Source organism: Ornithinicoccus sp., assembly GCF_057176825.1.
This window is the reverse complement of the sequence record NZ_CM169976.1, coordinates 1,203,607-1,218,298: the sequence shown is the minus strand read 5'-3', so window position 1 is coordinate 1,218,298 and position 14,692 is coordinate 1,203,607. Positions and strand designations below refer to the sequence as shown.

Sequence of the window (14,692 nt, the reverse complement as noted above, 5' to 3'; positions counted from 1 at the left end):
CCCGACCATGCGGTCGGGGGCGCTGCCGTGAAAACTGCCCGGGCCAATCCGGGTGGTGCGTCGGCTCAGGCCTCCGCGGCCACGGCGCCGGCACGGGCGGAGGTGTCCAGCGGGATGCCGGGGCCCATCGTCGTGCTCAGCGTGGCCTTGGTGACGTAGCGGCCCTTGGAGGCCGACGGCTTGAGGCGCAGGATCTCGTCCATGGCCGCGGCGTAGTTCTCCGCCAGGGCCTTCTCGTCGAAGCTCACCTTGCCGATGATGAAGTGCAGGTTGGCGTGCTTGTCGACGCGGAACTCGATCTTGCCGCCCTTGATGTCGGAGACGGCCTTGCCGGTGTCCATGGTGACCGTGCCGGTCTTCGGGTTCGGCATCAGGCCGCGGGGGCCCAGCACCTTGCCGAGCCGGCCGACCTTGCCCATCAGGTCCGGGGTGGCGACCACGGCGTCGAAGTCCAGCCAGCCGCCGGACACCTTCTCGATCATGTCGTCGGAGCCGACGTAGTCCGCGCCGGCCTCCCGGGCGGCCTCGGCCTTGTCGCCGTTGGCGAAGACCAGCACGCGGGCGGTCTTGCCGGTGCCGTGCGGCAGGTTGACGGTGCCGCGGACCAACTGGTCGGCCTTGCGCGGGTCGACGCCCAGGCGGAGGGCGACCTCGATGGTCTCGTCGTACTTGGCGCTGGCACCGCCCTTGGCGATGCCGATGGCCTCGGTGGGGCTGTAGAACCGGCCGTCCTCGATCTTCTCGGCGGCGGCGCGGTAGGCCTTGCTGCGCTTCATGGGTACTCCTCGGGTTGCGTGGTGGAGGTGTGGTCAGACGGGCCAGCGCAGGCCCTGCCACGGGGAGGAGGTATGCCGTGCGCCCGCGGTGAGCGACGGCATACCCCCGGTGCGGGGATCAGCCCTCGACGGTGATCCCCATCGACCGGGCGGTGCCGGCGATGATCTTGGCGGCCTGGTCCACGTCGTGGGCGTTCAGGTCCTGCATCTTGGACTCGGCGATCTCCCGGACCTGGTCCTGGGTGAGCTTGCCGACCTTGGTCTTGTTCGGCTCACCGGAGCCCTTGGCAACGCCGGCGGCCTTCTTGATCAGCTCTGCGGCCGGCGGCGTCTTGGTGATGAAGGTGAACGAGCGGTCCTCGTAGACCGTGATCTCGACCGGGATGACGTTGCCGCGCTGGCTCTCCGTCGCGGCGTTGTACGCCTTGACGAACTCCATGATGTTGACGCCGTGCTGACCCAGCGCCGGGCCGACGGGCGGGGCCGGGGTGGCGGCACCGGCCTGGATCTGCAGCTTGATGAAGCCGGAGACCTTCTTCTTGGGGGGCATTCGTTGGTTTCCTTACCTGTTGTGGGCCGACGCCGTGGGCGATGACCCGGTTGCAGTGCTCCCGCGGGCTCAGATCTTGGCGACCTGGTTGAACGAGAGCTCGACCGGGGTCTCCCGGCCGAAGATCGAGACGAGCACCTTGAGCTTCTGGCTCTCGGGGATGATCTCGGAGATGGTGGCGGGCAGGGTCTCGAACGGACCCTCCATGACGGTGACCGACTCGCCGACCTCGAAGTCGACCTGCGGCTGGGCGGTGCTGCTGGAGGCCGCACCGGACGCGGCGGGAGCCGAGGTGGTCCCGGAGGGGACGGCGGCCGGCGCCTGCACGGTCGGAGCCAGCATCGTCATGACCTCGTCGAGGCTCAGCGGGACCGGCTGGTGGGCGTTGCCCACGAACCCGGTGACGCCCGGGGTGTGCCGCACGGCGCCCCAGGACTCGTCGGTGAGGTCCATCCGGACCAGGACGTACCCGGGCATCCGGACCCGGCGGACCTGCTTGCGCTGGCCGCCCTTGATCTCGGTGACCTCCTCCATCGGCACCTCGACGGCGAAGATGTAGTCCTCCATGTTGAGGCTGGTGATCCGGGTCTCCAGGTTGACCTTCACCCGGTTCTCGTAGCCGGCGTAGGAGTGGATCACGTACCAGTCGCCGAACTGCGACTGCAGGGTGGCGCGCAGCTCGGCCACCGGGTCGACCGGCTCGTCCGCCGCGGGCTCCTCGGAGGCGTCCTCGGCCGCGGGCTCCTCGGCGGCGTCGTCGGCCGCGGGCTCCTCGGTCTCGGCCGTCTCCTCGACAGCCGCGGGGGTCGCGTCGGCGTCGTCGGCAGGCTCCGGCGCGGCCGGGGTCTCCTCGACGGCGTTCGGGGTCTCCGGGACCTCGTCGGTCTCGGTCCACTCTTGCGACATGACCTACTTCCTCACTTCAGGTGTGCGGCCGCCGCGGACGGCCTGCGAGTCCCGGGCGACAGGCGGCCGGCCGGGGGCTGATCGGGAGCGTCAGCTCCCGAAGATGAACGAGATGACCTGGCGGTAGACCTGGTCCAGACCGAACACGTACGCCATGATCACGGCGACGAACACCAACACCACGAGGGTGTAGGTGATCAGCTCGCGACGGGTCGGCGGGACGACCTTGCGCAGCTCGGCCATGACCTGGGCCACGAAGGTGCCCGGGCGCGCCGACTTGCCGGCACCGGAGCCGGCCTTCTCGACACCGTGGGTGTCGGAGGCGCTGCTGTTCGCCACGGGGTACCTTCCTCGATCTGGTCGTCGTGCTCGGTTCTACTAGTACTACGCAGGGCAAGAGGGACTCGAACCCCCAACCGCTGGTTTTGGAGACCAGTGCTCTACCAATTGAGCTATTGCCCTAGGGGTCGCGGGTGGCCGTGGGGCAGCCACCAGCGGGGGTGCTGTCACACCCGACGCAGCAGTCTACGCGATGGTCCGGCGGTTGCGCGAACCCGTCAGACTCCGGTCGCCCCAGGCACCGTGGCCGGGCACGTCCCTGCCGGCCGGTGGTTGAATGGCCCGGTGACCCAGAGCAACGCCACGTCCCGCATCTCCAGCCGCATCGGCTCCATCGCCGAGTCCGCCACGCTGGCCGTCGACGCCAAGGCCAAGGGCCTGAAGGCGCAGGGCCGGCCGGTCATCGGCTTCGGCGCCGGTGAGCCCGACTTCCCCACCCCGGACCACATCGTGGCGGCGGCCGTCGCCGCCGCGCAGGACCCGGTGAACCATCGGTACTCCCCCGCGGGCGGGCTGCCGGACCTGAAGGCAGCCATCGTCGCCAAGACCCAGCGCGACTCCGGGTATGCCGTGGAGCCGGCAAACGTGCTCGTCACCAACGGGGGCAAGCAGGCGGTGTACAACACCTTCGCGGCGTTGCTGGACCCCGGTGACGAGGTCCTCCTGCCCGCGCCCTACTGGACCACCTACCCCGAGGCGGTCCGCCTGGCGGGCGGCACCCCGGTCGAGGTGTTCGCCGGGGCCGACCAGGGCTACCTCGTCACGGTGGAGCAGCTGGAGCAGGCCCGCACCCCGCGGACGAAGGTGCTGCTGTACTGCTCGCCGTCCAACCCGACCGGGGCCGTCTACCCGCCGGAGCAGGCCGAGGCGATCGCGCGGTGGGCGCTCGAGCACGACATCTGGGTGGTGACGGACGAGATCTACGAGCACCTGCTCTACGACGGCGCCACCGCGGCCTCGCTGCCGACCCTCGTCCCCGAGCTCGCAGACACCTGCGTGGTCCTCAACGGCGTGGCCAAGACCTACGCGATGACGGGCTGGCGCGTGGGCTGGATGGTCGGCCCTACCGACGTCATCAAGGCGGCGACCAACCTGCAGTCGCACGCCACCTCCAACGTGGCCAACGTCTCCCAGCGGGCAGCGATCGCGGCGCTGCAGGGATCCCTGGAGCCGGTCGAGGAGATGCGCACGGCCTTCGACCGGCGGCGGCACACGATGGTGGAGATGCTGAGCGCCATCGATGGGGTCGAGTGCCCGACCCCGCAGGGCGCCTTCTACGCCTACCCCACCGTCGAGGGGCTCCTCGGCCGCACGGTCCGGGGCCGCACCCCGCAGACCTCGGCGGAGCTGGCCGAGCTCATCCTGGACGAGGTTGAGGTCGCCGTGGTGCCCGGCGAGGCGTTCGGGCCCAGCGGCTACCTGCGTCTGTCCTACGCGTTGGGCGACAACGACCTCGCCGAGGGCGTCGGCCGCATCCAGCAGCTCTTCTCCTGACCGCGCCCCTGGGCCAGGAATGATCGACCTCGCGGCGGAAGAGCGTCGGCTGGTCGCCTTCGCCCGGGGCTCGTATGTCGAGGACCTCGGCTTCGGGTGGCTGGACGGGACCGGGCGCCTGGATCCCACCCACCCGGTCCACCTGTGGATCACCACCCGGATGGTGCACGTGTTCGCCCTGGCTGCGCTCCGGGGAGATCGCGCGGCGGCCGACCTGGCCCACGCCGGCGTGCGTCACCTGATCGACGGCCCGCTGCGGGACCGCGAGTCCGGCGGGTGGTTCGCCGCGGTCGACCTGCGGGGCGGCCCCGTCGACGACGCCAAGCGGGCCTACGACCACGCCTTCGTGGTGTTGGCGGCCTCGAGCGCCGTCGCGGCCGGTGTGCCCCACGCCGACGACCTCCTGGCCCTGGCGCTGGAGACCTTCGACCGGCACTTCCTCGACGAGGCCGGCCGGGTGGTCGACAGCTATCCCCGCGACCTGTCGGCTCCCGAGGCCTACCGGGGCGCCAACTCGAGCATGCACACCGTGGAGGCCCTCCTCGCGGTGGCCGACATCACCGGGGAGGAGGGCCGCCGGGCCACGGCACTGTCCATCGCGACGCACCTGATCGGGCAGGTCGCCCGGGAGCACGACTACCGGCTCCCCGAGCACTTCGCCGAGGACTGGACCCCGTTGCCGGACCACCACCGGGACCGCCCCGACGATCCGTTCCGCCCGTTCGGCTGGACCCCCGGCCACGGGCTGGAGTGGTCCCGGCTCCTACTGCACCTGGAGGCCGGCTCCCCGGAGCCGGCGGGGTGGCTGCTGCCCGCGGCCCGGCGCCTGTTCGACGTCTCGGTCCGCCACGGCTGGGACGTCGACGGGGCCCCGGGCTTCGTCTACACCGCAGACTGGCAGGACCGTCCCGTCGTCCGCCGCCGCATGCACTGGGTGCTGGCCGAGGGGCTCTCCGCGGCCGCGGCGCTGCACCGTCGCACCGGTGAGGAGCCGTATGTCGAGCACGCCCGCCGCTGGTGGGGGTTCGCGCAGGAGCACCTCCTCGACGTGCGGCACGGCAGCTGGCACCACGAGCTCGACGAGCAGAACCGTCCTACGGTCCGCACCTGGCCGGGCAAACCGGACGTGTACCACGCCTACCAGGCGACCCTGCTCGCCCGGCTCGACCCGCTGCGCGGCCTCAGCGCCCAACTGCGCTGAGGCGCGGAGGGCCAATTCACCACGGTCACTGGCCCGGTCCACGGCCGAACGTCGGGACGCCACTGTGCTACTGCGATGGTCACTGTGCGTCGGTCCGGACAGGCGCACAGTGACCATCGCAGTAGCAGAGTCGCCACGTCAGTAGCAGAGTCGCCACGTCGGTAGCGAAGTCACCCCACCCAGCGCCGTTGCCGGCAGCGCCAGCAAACTCGCTACGAGGTTGCCGGAGGCGCCAGCAAACTCGCTACGAAAATTGGGGGGTCACTCGTCGCCGCGCAGCTGGAAGGAGCGCAGCCGCTGCCCCGCCAGCACCACCCCGCCGGCGACGACCAGGACGCTGGCCAGCACGGCATACAGCAGGCTCATGTCGGCTCCGGCGAGGTCGGCGTGGAACGTCTCCGCGACCCGGCGGCCGAAGGACCGCACGCTGAGGTAGCGCAATCCGGACAACAGGGAGGCGAGCGTGCCCTCGAAGATCAGGATGTAGATCAGCCCGGTCACCGTGCCGTGCCGGTTCAGCGCCGAGAGCATGACGAACACCGCGCAGTAGGCAGCGCCGGCGACCGCTCCCCCGACGGCCACCCCGACGGCCCGTGCCGGCTCGCCCGGGTCCAGGAGCAGCCCGGCGCCCAGCAACGACCCCGACCCCAGGGCCACCGTGACCAGCACGGCCACCAGGAACTTGCTCGCGGCGACCACGAAGCGGGACACCGGCTTGGACAGCAGGAAGACGATCGAGCCGTCGTCGATCTCGGGGCCTAGCACGCTGCCGGTGACCAGGAGCGCGATGAGCGGCAGGATCAGGGTGAAGCCGAGACCCTCCACGACGGGGCCGAACGCTGGGGCTCCGTCGGTCAACTGGCTGACGATGAGCGCGAGCAGCACCAGCACGCTGGGCAGCACCCCGAGCACGATCCCCTTGCGCTGGCCGTAGAGCGCCTGGAAGCTGAGCCGGGCGATGGTCCGGTTCATGCCGACACCAGGTAGGTGAAGACCGACTCCAGGGACTCATCGGTCGGGGTGACCTCGCGCAGCGAGATGCCCCGCTCCTGCGCCAGCACCGGCAGCGCGACCGCGAAGGCGCCGAAGTCGGTCACCTGCACGGCCAGGCCGCGGCGCCCGGCGAGCTCCACCCCGCCGACCGAGGGCAGCGTCATCAGGGCGGCGGCCAGGGCCCGGTCGTCGCTGCTGCGGATGGCGTACTGGTTGGGCCGGTCGGTCATCATCCGCCGGATGGCGCCGAAGTCCCCCGACGCGGCGTGCCGCCCCGCGACGACCACCTCGATGTGGCGCGCGATCTGCTCGACCTCCTCCAGGATGTGGGAGCTGAACAGGACGGTCCTGCCCTCCTCGCCCATCCGGGTGAGCAGCTGCATGAAGTGCATCCGTTGCCGCGGGTCGACGCCGTTGAAGGGCTCGTCCAGCAGCAGCACCGCAGGGTCGTGCACGAGGGCGGCGGCGAGCTTGACCCGCTGCCGCATCCCCTTGGAGTAGGTGCCAATCGGCCGGCCAGCCGGCTCGAGCAACTCCACGGTCTCCAGAGCGCGCTCGGCCGCCTGCCCGGGCGAGGGCAGCTTGTGCAGCTCGGCGTTGGCCACGACGAACTGGCGTCCCGTGAGGTAGCCGAAGCTGGCCTCCCGCTCCGGGACCAGGCCGAGCGTCCGGTAGATCTCGGTGTTGCGCCACACCGGCACGCCGTCCAGGGTCACCGAGCCCGCCGACGGCGCGAGGAAGCCCGACATCATCGCCAGGAGGGTGGTCTTGCCGGCGCCGTTGGGCCCGAGCAGGCCGGTGACGCCGGGGCCGATCTGCATGCTCACGTCGTTGACGGCGACCACGTTGCCGTACCAGCGCGACACGTGGTCCAGCTCGAGCTGGCTCACTTCGACGCCTCCTTCCGGTAGCGCCGGATCAACAGCCAGCACCCTCCGACGACGCAGCCGAGGGCGACGACCAGGTAGAGCAGGCCCATGCCGACGGAGTCCGGCGCCGCCGGGTAGGCGGAGGTCCCGTCGAGCAGGCTGTAGGTCACCCCGTCGACCATGGTGAACGGTGACATCAGGCCGGCGAGCTCGGCCACGGTGTCGTTGCCGGTCTCGGAGGCGATGCCCTGGACCGCGGTCGCCACGCCCAGGCTGACCAGCAACACGACGATGGTCGCGCCGACCGCCAGGCCGCGTCGCGTGGTGAACGCGCTGACCAGACCGGACAGGGTGGCGAGCAGGGCGCTGAGCAGGATGATGCCCACCCAGGCGACCAGGAAGTCGCGGGTGTGGTCGCTGATGTCGCCCTCTGCGGCCAGCGCCCCGACGTAGAGGGTCAGCACCGGCAGGGTGATGAAGGCCAGGACCGCGACGAACAGCGACATCCAGCGGGTCATCGCGAAGGCGGTGACGCTCAGCGGGCGGGCCAGGTAGAGCACGATCGCCCCGGAGCGCAGGTCCCGGGAGAACAGGACCGGCGCCTGTGAGGCGACGAACACCGCGACGACCACCGACAGGGACAGCGGGTACGTGGCATAGTCCAGGAAGCCCTCGCCGAGCCCGACGAAGACCATGATCGAGACCATGATGACGGCCGGGATGACCATCACCACCGTCAGCAGGGCGGGGAAGATCTTGGCCTTGCCCGAACGGCCCAGCCCGAACGCGTTGAGCAGGCCCGTCAGGAAGAGGGACCGGGCGATCGCGCCGCCGCCCAGCCGCGGCCCGGCATACGGCCGGTAGCCGATGTCGTGGATGACGCCGCGCGCACCCACCCCCTGCTCAGGCTGGCTGGCCATGCGGCGCCTCCTCCCGGAAGATGTCCTCGATCCGGGCGTGGTCGACCTGGATCCGGACGATGCCCACCTGCTCGGCGACAGCGGTGTCGCGGACCAGGTCGTGCACCGGCGGGCGACCCCGGGTATCGATCTCGATCATCCGCCCGCGGGGGCGGCACAGCAGCCCGGCACGGGCCAGCGCCTCCCCCATCCGGGTCTGCGCGTCGCCCTCGCCCAGCACCTCGACCAGCACCATCCCGGTGTCGCCCATGAAGTCCTCGGTGGCCGAGGAGCGCAGCAGCCGACCGCTGTCCAGCACCACGACGTGGTCGCTGACCCGCTCCAGCTCGCCGAGCAGGTGGGAGGTGACCAGCACCGCGATGCCGAAGTCGTGACCGATGCGCTGCACCAGGTGCAGCATGTCGTCGCGGGCGGCAGGGTCCAGGCCATTGGTCGGCTCGTCCAGCAGCACCAGCTGCGGGTCGTGGGCCAGGGCCTGCGCCAGTTTGGCGCGCTGCTTCATGCCGGTGGAGTACCCACCCATCAGCCGGTAGCGCTCCTCGGCCAACCCCACGTGGCGCAGCACGTCGGCCGCCCGCTCCCGGGCCGTGTGGGCCGGCAGGCCGCTCATCCGCGCCATGTGGACGATGAAGTCGATGGCGCGCACATCCGGCGGCAGGCAGTCGTGCTCGGGCATGTAGCCCACCGCCGCCCGGATCTGCTGGGACTGGGCGGCGATGTCCATGCCGAGGACCTGGGCCCGGCCCTCGGTGGGCCGGAGCAGCCCGAGCAGGATCTTGATCAGCGTCGACTTGCCGGCACCGTTGGCACCGACCAGCCCGGTGACCCCTGCGCCCACGTCGACCGTCAGCGTGTCGAGGGCGGTCACCTCGCCATACCGTTTGGTCAGACCCTCGGTCTGAATCACGCCCACCCCGCCAGCGTATCCGGCCATGCGGTAGACACGTGCCATGACGCGGCCGGTGCACTCCCTGCCCAAAGCCCACCTGCACCTGCACTTCACGGGGTCCATGCGGATCGAGACGTTGCAGGAGCTGGCCGACAAGCACGGCCTGCGGCTGCCCGCGGCCCTGACGGCGGACTGGCCGCCCCGGTTGCGGGCCACCGACGAGCGCGGCTGGTTCCGATTCCAGCGGCTCTACGACACGGCCCGCGCCTGCGTGCAGGACGAGCAGGACATGCGACGCATCGTGCGCGAGGCTGCCGAGGACGACGCGGCCGAGGGGTCGCGGTGGCTGGAGATCCAGGTCGACCCCACGTCCTACGCCCCCTTCCTCGGTGGGATCACCCCGGCGCTGGAGATCGTGCTGGACGAGGCGCGGCTCGCGACCGAGGCGACCGGGGTGGGGGTCGCCGTGGTCGTGGCGGCGAGTCGGACCCGGCACCCGTTCGACGCCCGGGCACTGGCCCGCCTGGCGGCCCGCTACGCCGGGGAGGGCCCGGGCACCGTCGTCGGCTTCGGGCTGTCCAACGACGAGCGGCGGGGGGACACCGCGGAGTTCGCCAAGGCGTTCTCCATCGCGCGGCGGGCGGGGCTGGCCTGCGTGCCGCACGCCGGCGAACTCCTGGGCCCGGAGCACGTCCGGGACGCGTTGCACCACCTGTCCCCCGACCGCCTGGGTCACGGGGTCCGCAGCGCCGAGGACCCGGCACTGCTGGAGGAACTCGTGCGCCGCGGCACCACCCTGGAGGTCTGCCCCTGCAGCAACGTGGCCCTGGGCGTCTACGAGCACCTCGCCGACGTGCCGATGCGCACGCTCCTGGGGGCGGGGGCACGGCTCGCCCTGGGCGCCGACGACCCGCTGCTGTTCGGCCCGCGGCTGGCCGCGCAGTACGAGAGCGCCCGGGAGGACCACGAGCTCACCGACGGTGAACTGGCCGACCTGGCGCGCGGCTCCATCCTCGGGTCCCGGGCGCCGGACGACCGGCGGGACCGCATGCTGGCCGCGGTGGACACCTGGTTGGCGGCCCCTGCCGACTGACGCGGCGACGTAGCCTAGGGACCGTGCCCCGTCTGTCCCGGACCCGCTTCCGCGCCGGGTTCGACGACGTCGGGCTGACCGTGGCCCTGCTCATGGGCTGGGTGGCGCTCTCGCCCAGCCTGCTGCCCCGGACCTGGTGGATGACGGCGGGCAACGTCGGGCTGAGCACCGCCTTCGGGTATGCCGTGGGGGTGCTGATCGGGTGGGTCGCCCACCGCGTGGCCGCCCTCCTGGGGTTGCGGGTGCAGGTCGACCCGCGGGCCGCGCTGTGGCTCTGGCGCGCCTGGTACACCGGGTTGACGCTGGCCACCGTGCTCGCCTGGTCCCTCGGGCTCCAGGAGCAAGGCCGCATCGCCGAGCTGCTGCAGGTCGACTACGGCGGCTGGCTGCCACAACTGGTCGGCATCCTGGCCGGGTGCCTGCTCTGCCTCGTGCTGGTCCTGCTGTGCCGGGGGTTGCGCCACTTCTGGCGGGCGGTGCAGGGGGTGATCAGCCCCCGCGTCCCCCGTGTCGTGGTCCCCGTGCTCACCACGGTCGTCTTCGCCGTCGCCGTCCTCTTCGTGACCAACCAGGTGCTCTACCGGCAGGCGATGGAGCTCGCCCTGTCGACGTCGCTGTCACGCAACGCCGAGCTGCTGCCCGGTGCGAGCCTGCCGCCCGAGCCGGAGCGCTCGGGGAGCCGGTCCTCCCCCGAGGACTGGGGCACCCTGGGCGCCCAGGGCCAGCTGTTCGCCTCGAGCGGCCCGCGCCAGGCCGACATCGAGCGGGTCACCGGGCAGGGCGCCCTGGAGCCGATCCGGGTCTACGCCGGCAAGCAGGACGACCGGGACATCCCCGAGACCGCGGACGCCGTGGTGGCCGAACTGCAGCGCACGGGGGCCTTCGACCGCGAGGTGCTCCTGGTCTTCACCTCCACCGGGACCGGCTGGGTCTCCGAGTGGTCGGTGCAGGCCCTGGAGTACCTCACCGGCGGCGACCTGGCGACGGCGTCGATGCAGTACTCCTACTTCCCCAGCGGCCTGGCCTACATCACCGACCGAACCACCCCTTCGGTGGCCGGGAAGGCGCTCTTCGAGGCGGTGTATGCGGAGTGGTCGGCCCTGCCCGAGGCGGACCGTCCGATGCTGCTCGTCTCCGGGGAGTCGCTCGGGTCCTTCGGGGGGCAGGAGGCCTTCGCGGACGCCGACGACATGCTGGCCAGGGTCGACGGCGCGGTCTGGTCGGGGACACCGCGCTTCTCACCGCTGTGGTCCGATCTCACCGAAGGGCGCCGGCCCGGCTCACCCGAAATCGCGCCGGTGGTGGACAACGGCCGGCACATCCGGTTCGTCACCCGCCCGGTGGAGTTGGTCCGTGACTACTACGGGGGCGCCTACGACACGTGGCGAGAGCCCCGGGTGGTCTATGTGCAACACGCCTCGGACCCCGTCGTCTGGTGGTCCCCGGACCTGCTGTGGACCGAGCCCGACTGGCTGCGCGAGGCGGTGGGACGGGACGTCACCCCGACGGTGTGGTGGGCACCGTGGGCGACGTTCTGGCAGATCGCCAGCGACATGCCGATCTCCGGCGAGCCTCCGGGCGGGCACGGCCACAACTACCACTCGGAGATGGTGCCGGTGTGGGCCGCCGTGCTGGGGTTGGACCCTCAGGCCGACTACGGCGCGATCCAGGTGGCCATCAGCGAGTCGATCCAGCCCTGAGCCGAACGGTCGGCGTCTGCCTGCGTCGGGCCAGCGCGAGCATCAGGCGCCAGGAGAGCAGGCCAGCACCCAGCACGGCGGCCGCGACGAGCACGAAGGGCAGCGCGGTCCCGTCGCCGGTCAATTGCCGCAGCAGCATGCCCCCGGCGACCGTCGACGACCAGATCACCAGCCCGGCGCGGACCGACTCCGGCCGGAGGCGCAGGGCCCCGACCGCGAGCCGCGCGAGCGCCCACGAGAGCAGGAACGGCCAGGCCGTGTCGGCCACCCCGGCGGGTGTCAGGCCCTCCTCGTGGCTGGCCCGCCCGGCCACCGCGAAGGCGAGGACGATCAGGACGTCGAGGGCGTAGCCGAAGGAGGGCACGGCTCAGAGGGACAGGCCGACCAGGACCGGCTCGTTGACCAGCGTCACGCCGAAGGCCTGCTGCACGCCGTCGCGCACCTCGCGGGCCAGGGCCACGACGTCCCCGGCCCGGGCGTCCCCCCGGTTGGTGACGGCCAGCGTGTGCTTGGTGGACAGCGCGGCCGGGCCGGGCAGTCCGTGCCCCTTGCCGAATCCGGCCCGGTCGATCAGCCAGGCGGCCGAGGTCTTGACCGTGCCCTGCGCCGACGGGAACTGCGGGGGCGTGGGGGCCTCCGGGCCGAGCCGCTCGGCAGCCCGTCGGGTGAGCGCCTCGAACTCGGCCGCCGGCAGGATCGGGTTGGTGAAGAAGGACCCGCAGGACCAGGTGTCGTGGTCGGTCTCCTCCAGCACCATGCCGCGACGCCGCCGCTGCTCCAGCACCGCCTCCCGGGCCTCCCCGAGGGGGACCCGCTCCCCCACGGCCACGTCCAGGCCGCGGGCCAGGTCGGCATACCCGACCGGCTGGGACAACCCCGTGGGGCGCAGCGCAAAGGTCACGCTGAGCACGACGTAGCGGGGGGTGAACTCCCCGGAGGCCCCCATGGACTCCTTGAGCACCGAGTGGCGGTAGCTGAACCCGCAGTCGGAGGCGAACAGGGTGCGGATGCGGCGTTCCGCACGGTCCCAGGTGCGCACCTGCGCGATGGTCTGCGCGACCTCCTGGCCGTAGGCGCCGACGTTCTGCACCGGGGTGGCGCCGACGCTGCCGGGGATGCCGGACAGCGCCTCGATCCCGGACCACCCCTCCGCCACGGCGCGGGCCACCAGGTCGTCCCACACCTCACCGGCGGCGACCGTGACGTGCACCCCGCCGCACGCGTCGTCGGACTCCACGGTGATCCCCCGGGCCAGCAGCCGCACCACCGTCCCGTCGAAGCCCTCGTCCGCGACGACCACGTTGGACCCGCCACCCAGCACGAGCAGGGGCGTCCCCTCGGCGTCGGCCGCCCGGACGGCGTCGACCACCTCCTCCGCGGACCCGGCCGACACCAGGTGCCGGGCCGGACCGCCCACCCGCATGGTGGTCAGCGGCGCGAGGGCGGTGTCGGCGGCGACATCACCCAAGGTCGACCACCGCGACGGCCCTCCCGAGCACCTTGCTGCCGCCGCTGGTCACCTGCAACTCCACGGTCGCCCGCCCCGTCGCCTCGTCGACGGACTTCACGGTGCCGCCCACCTCGATCCGGGCGCCACCCTCGGCGGGCACCACGACGGGGCTGGTGAACCGGGTGGAGTAGGACACCACCCGGCCGGGGTCGCCGACCCAGTCGCTCACGACCTCGATCGCGGCGCCCATGGTCCACATGCCGTGGGCGATCACGTCGGGCAACCCGACCGAGCGGGCGAAGTCCTCGTCCTGGTGGATCGGGTTCTGGTCGCCGCTGGCGCCGGCATACTCCACGAGCCGCTGCCGGTCGACCTCGATGACCCGGCCCGGCAACTCGGTGCCGGCCGTCACGTCCTGCGGTGCGTCGGTCATCACTCGCCTCCCCGGATCACGATCGTCGACGTGGCCGTGCACAGCGCCTCGCCGGCCACGGTGGCCAGCTCGCTGCGGGTGGTGACCATCGCATGACCCCCGGCCTCCCGGACGGCGTCGACGTGCAGCACCCCGACCACCTCGTCGCCGGCCACGATCGGACGGTGGTGCTCGAAGGCCTGCTGGCCGTGCACCACCCGGGTGAAATCGATCCCCGCCTCCGGGTCGACGATGAGTTGGGCGTCGCACTGCTGGGCGATCACCACGGCATACGTCGGGGGGGCCACCACGTCGCGGTAGCCAGCCGCACGGGCGGCCTCGCCGTCCCGGTGCAGCGCGCTCGCGGCGCCCACCGCATCGGCGAACTGCGCGATGTGCTCGGCCTGCACGGCATACGGCTCGGTGGGCGGGTAGCTGCGCCCCGCGAAGTCTGCGTTCACACCCATGGGACGGAGCCTACCGACCTGCCCTCGCAAGCACGACGAAGGCCGCCACCCCGGTGGGGTGACGGCCTGCCGTGCGCATGTCGTGTGCTCAGCGGGTCTCGCGGTGCGCGGTGTGCTTGCCGCAGCGCGAGCAGAACTTCGCGAGCTCGATCCGGTCCGGGTGGTTCCGGCGGTTCTTCTTCGTGATGTAGTTGCGCTCCTTGCACTCCGTGCACGCCAGAGTGATCTTGGGGCGGACGTCGGCGCTCTTGCTGGCCACGGGGCAACCTGCTCTCGGAAAAACGGTGTGGAATCTGTCTGCGTACGGGAGCCGTCACGCGGACGTGACGGCGGCAGCACACAAGGATACGCGACAGAGGGCCAAGTGGCCCAATCGCGTGCGTAGCGGGAGCGGGGCTCGATCCCGCGACCTCACGATTATGAGTCGTGCGCTCTAACCAGCTGAGCTATCCCGCCTCGGGCGGTCCGCCGGCCGTGACCGGTGGGCACCTGAGCCCCCAAACGGAATCGAACCGTTGACCTTCTCCTTACCATGGAGACGCTCTACCGACTGAGCTATAGGGGCCTGCGTCGACATTGCCGGAGCTGCCGGCGCACAACGCTCCGCAGACTTTACACGGAGATCCCGGCGGG

17 protein-coding genes and 3 tRNA genes are annotated in these 14,692 nt (G+C 71.7%); 4 read left to right on the top strand and 16 right to left on the bottom strand.

Annotated features, from left to right (window positions below):
• Positions 1 to 65 precede the first annotated feature (65 nt).
• The 5 genes from rplA to AC1QRC_RS06275 all read right to left on the bottom strand — a co-directional run bounded on the left by rplA (position 66) and on the right by AC1QRC_RS06275 (position 2,694).
• Complete coding sequence (gene rplA / locus AC1QRC_RS06295) at positions 66 to 776, bottom strand: 50S ribosomal protein L1 (protein WP_484205933.1); 711 nt, start codon at positions 774 to 776, stop codon at positions 66 to 68.
• 118 nt (positions 777 to 894) lie between these two features.
• Complete coding sequence (rplK, locus tag AC1QRC_RS06290) at positions 895 to 1,326, bottom strand: 50S ribosomal protein L11 (RefSeq protein ID WP_484205932.1); 432 nt, start codon at positions 1,324 to 1,326, stop codon at positions 895 to 897.
• A gap of 69 nt (positions 1,327 to 1,395) precedes the next feature.
• Positions 1,396 to 2,232, bottom strand: coding sequence for a transcription termination/antitermination protein NusG (gene nusG / locus AC1QRC_RS06285; protein WP_484205931.1), 837 nt, complete (start codon positions 2,230 to 2,232; stop codon positions 1,396 to 1,398).
• Positions 2,233 to 2,322: 90 nt separating this feature from the next.
• Positions 2,323 to 2,571, bottom strand: coding sequence for a preprotein translocase subunit SecE (secE, locus tag AC1QRC_RS06280; protein WP_484205930.1), 249 nt, complete (start codon positions 2,569 to 2,571; stop codon positions 2,323 to 2,325).
• 50 nt (positions 2,572 to 2,621) lie between these two features.
• Positions 2,622 to 2,694: transfer RNA gene (locus AC1QRC_RS06275), tRNA-Trp, on the bottom strand.
• A gap of 162 nt (positions 2,695 to 2,856) precedes the next feature.
• Between AC1QRC_RS06275 and AC1QRC_RS06270 the strand changes: the two genes are divergently transcribed.
• Together AC1QRC_RS06270 and AC1QRC_RS06265 are read left to right on the top strand one after the other, a co-directional pair.
• Positions 2,857 to 4,065, top strand: a complete 1,209-nt coding sequence (locus tag AC1QRC_RS06270; RefSeq protein WP_484205929.1) for a pyridoxal phosphate-dependent aminotransferase — start codon at positions 2,857 to 2,859, stop codon at positions 4,063 to 4,065.
• Positions 4,066 to 4,084: 19 nt separating this feature from the next.
• Positions 4,085 to 5,266 carry an AGE family epimerase/isomerase gene (locus AC1QRC_RS06265; protein ID WP_484205928.1) on the top strand — a complete coding sequence of 394 codons (1,182 nt, stop codon included), beginning with the start codon at positions 4,085 to 4,087 and terminating at the stop codon, positions 5,264 to 5,266.
• A 261-nt stretch (positions 5,267 to 5,527) separates the two neighbouring features.
• On the opposite strand, the gene AC1QRC_RS06260 is transcribed toward AC1QRC_RS06265, so the two are convergent.
• Genes AC1QRC_RS06260 through AC1QRC_RS06245 form a run of 4 tightly spaced genes read right to left on the bottom strand, consistent with a single transcriptional unit; the run spans position 5,528 to position 8,961 of the window.
• Positions 5,528 to 6,238 carry an ABC transporter permease gene (locus tag AC1QRC_RS06260; protein WP_484205927.1) on the bottom strand — a complete coding sequence of 237 codons (711 nt, stop codon included), beginning with the start codon at positions 6,236 to 6,238 and terminating at the stop codon, positions 5,528 to 5,530.
• Positions 6,235 to 7,149, bottom strand: coding sequence for an ABC transporter ATP-binding protein (locus tag AC1QRC_RS06255; RefSeq protein WP_484205926.1), 915 nt, complete (start codon positions 7,147 to 7,149; stop codon positions 6,235 to 6,237). The genes AC1QRC_RS06260 and AC1QRC_RS06255 overlap by 4 nt, the downstream gene beginning before the upstream one ends.
• Positions 7,146 to 8,048 (bottom strand): hypothetical protein, encoded by a 903-nt coding sequence (locus AC1QRC_RS06250; protein WP_484205925.1) that lies wholly within the window; start codon positions 8,046 to 8,048, stop codon positions 7,146 to 7,148. Before AC1QRC_RS06250 ends, AC1QRC_RS06255 begins: the two co-directional genes overlap by 4 nt.
• Positions 8,032 to 8,961 carry an ABC transporter ATP-binding protein gene (locus AC1QRC_RS06245; RefSeq protein ID WP_484205924.1) on the bottom strand — a complete coding sequence of 310 codons (930 nt, stop codon included), beginning with the start codon at positions 8,959 to 8,961 and terminating at the stop codon, positions 8,032 to 8,034. Before AC1QRC_RS06245 ends, AC1QRC_RS06250 begins: the two co-directional genes overlap by 17 nt.
• 37 nt (positions 8,962 to 8,998) lie before the next feature.
• On the opposite strand from AC1QRC_RS06245, the gene AC1QRC_RS06240 reads away from it, so the two are divergent.
• Positions 8,999 to 10,030, top strand: coding sequence for an adenosine deaminase (locus AC1QRC_RS06240; protein ID WP_484205923.1), 1,032 nt, complete (start codon positions 8,999 to 9,001; stop codon positions 10,028 to 10,030).
• Between the two features lie 23 nt (positions 10,031 to 10,053).
• The gene (locus tag AC1QRC_RS06235; protein ID WP_484205922.1) at positions 10,054 to 11,730 is read left to right on the top strand and encodes an alpha/beta hydrolase; all 1,677 of its coding nucleotides are present in this window, start codon (positions 10,054 to 10,056) and stop codon (positions 11,728 to 11,730) included.
• On the opposite strand, the gene AC1QRC_RS06230 is transcribed toward AC1QRC_RS06235, so the two are convergent.
• From AC1QRC_RS06230 to AC1QRC_RS06200, 7 genes are all read right to left on the bottom strand, one after another.
• A complete protein-coding gene (locus tag AC1QRC_RS06230) occupies positions 11,708 to 12,094 on the bottom strand; it encodes a DUF3054 domain-containing protein (RefSeq protein ID WP_484205921.1) in 387 nt (128 codons plus the stop codon). The two genes, AC1QRC_RS06235 and AC1QRC_RS06230, sit on opposite strands and share 23 nt — an antisense overlap.
• A gap of 3 nt (positions 12,095 to 12,097) precedes the next feature.
• Positions 12,098 to 13,198, bottom strand: coding sequence for a UDP-N-acetylmuramate dehydrogenase (locus tag AC1QRC_RS06225; RefSeq protein ID WP_484205920.1), 1,101 nt, complete (start codon positions 13,196 to 13,198; stop codon positions 12,098 to 12,100).
• The gene (locus AC1QRC_RS06220) at positions 13,191 to 13,613 is read right to left on the bottom strand and encodes a MaoC family dehydratase (protein ID WP_484205919.1); all 423 of its coding nucleotides are present in this window, start codon (positions 13,611 to 13,613) and stop codon (positions 13,191 to 13,193) included. The genes AC1QRC_RS06225 and AC1QRC_RS06220 overlap by 8 nt, the downstream gene beginning before the upstream one ends.
• Positions 13,613 to 14,059, bottom strand: coding sequence for an FAS1-like dehydratase domain-containing protein (locus AC1QRC_RS06215; RefSeq protein ID WP_484205918.1), 447 nt, complete (start codon positions 14,057 to 14,059; stop codon positions 13,613 to 13,615). The genes AC1QRC_RS06220 and AC1QRC_RS06215 overlap by 1 nt, the downstream gene beginning before the upstream one ends.
• An 88-nt stretch (positions 14,060 to 14,147) precedes the next feature.
• Positions 14,148 to 14,318, bottom strand: a complete 171-nt coding sequence (rpmG, locus tag AC1QRC_RS06210; protein WP_170230576.1) for a 50S ribosomal protein L33 — start codon at positions 14,316 to 14,318, stop codon at positions 14,148 to 14,150.
• 123 nt (positions 14,319 to 14,441) lie between these two features.
• A tRNA-Met gene (locus tag AC1QRC_RS06205) sits at positions 14,442 to 14,515 on the bottom strand.
• Between the two features lie 36 nt (positions 14,516 to 14,551).
• Positions 14,552 to 14,624 (bottom strand) — tRNA-Thr (locus tag AC1QRC_RS06200).
• Positions 14,625 to 14,692 lie beyond the last annotated feature (68 nt).

Coding starts and splice junctions, on each gene's coding strand:
- rplA (WP_484205933.1), bottom strand. CDS start 776: ATGAAGCGCAGCAAGGCCTACCGCGCCGCCGCCGAGAAGATCGAGGAC.
- rplK (WP_484205932.1), bottom strand. CDS start 1,326: ATGCCCCCCAAGAAGAAGGTCTCCGGCTTCATCAAGCTGCAGATCCAG.
- nusG (WP_484205931.1), bottom strand. CDS start 2,232: ATGTCGCAAGAGTGGACCGAGACCGACGAGGTCCCGGAGACCCCGAAC.
- AC1QRC_RS06265 (WP_484205928.1), top strand. CDS start 4,085: ATGATCGACCTCGCGGCGGAAGAGCGTCGGCTGGTCGCCTTCGCCCGG.
- AC1QRC_RS06260 (WP_484205927.1), bottom strand. CDS start 6,238: ATGAACCGGACCATCGCCCGGCTCAGCTTCCAGGCGCTCTACGGCCAG.
- AC1QRC_RS06250 (WP_484205925.1), bottom strand. CDS start 8,048: ATGGCCAGCCAGCCTGAGCAGGGGGTGGGTGCGCGCGGCGTCATCCAC.
- AC1QRC_RS06240 (WP_484205923.1), top strand. CDS start 8,999: ATGACGCGGCCGGTGCACTCCCTGCCCAAAGCCCACCTGCACCTGCAC.
- AC1QRC_RS06220 (WP_484205919.1), bottom strand. CDS start 13,613: ATGACCGACGCACCGCAGGACGTGACGGCCGGCACCGAGTTGCCGGGC.
- AC1QRC_RS06215 (WP_484205918.1), bottom strand. CDS start 14,059: ATGGGTGTGAACGCAGACTTCGCGGGGCGCAGCTACCCGCCCACCGAG.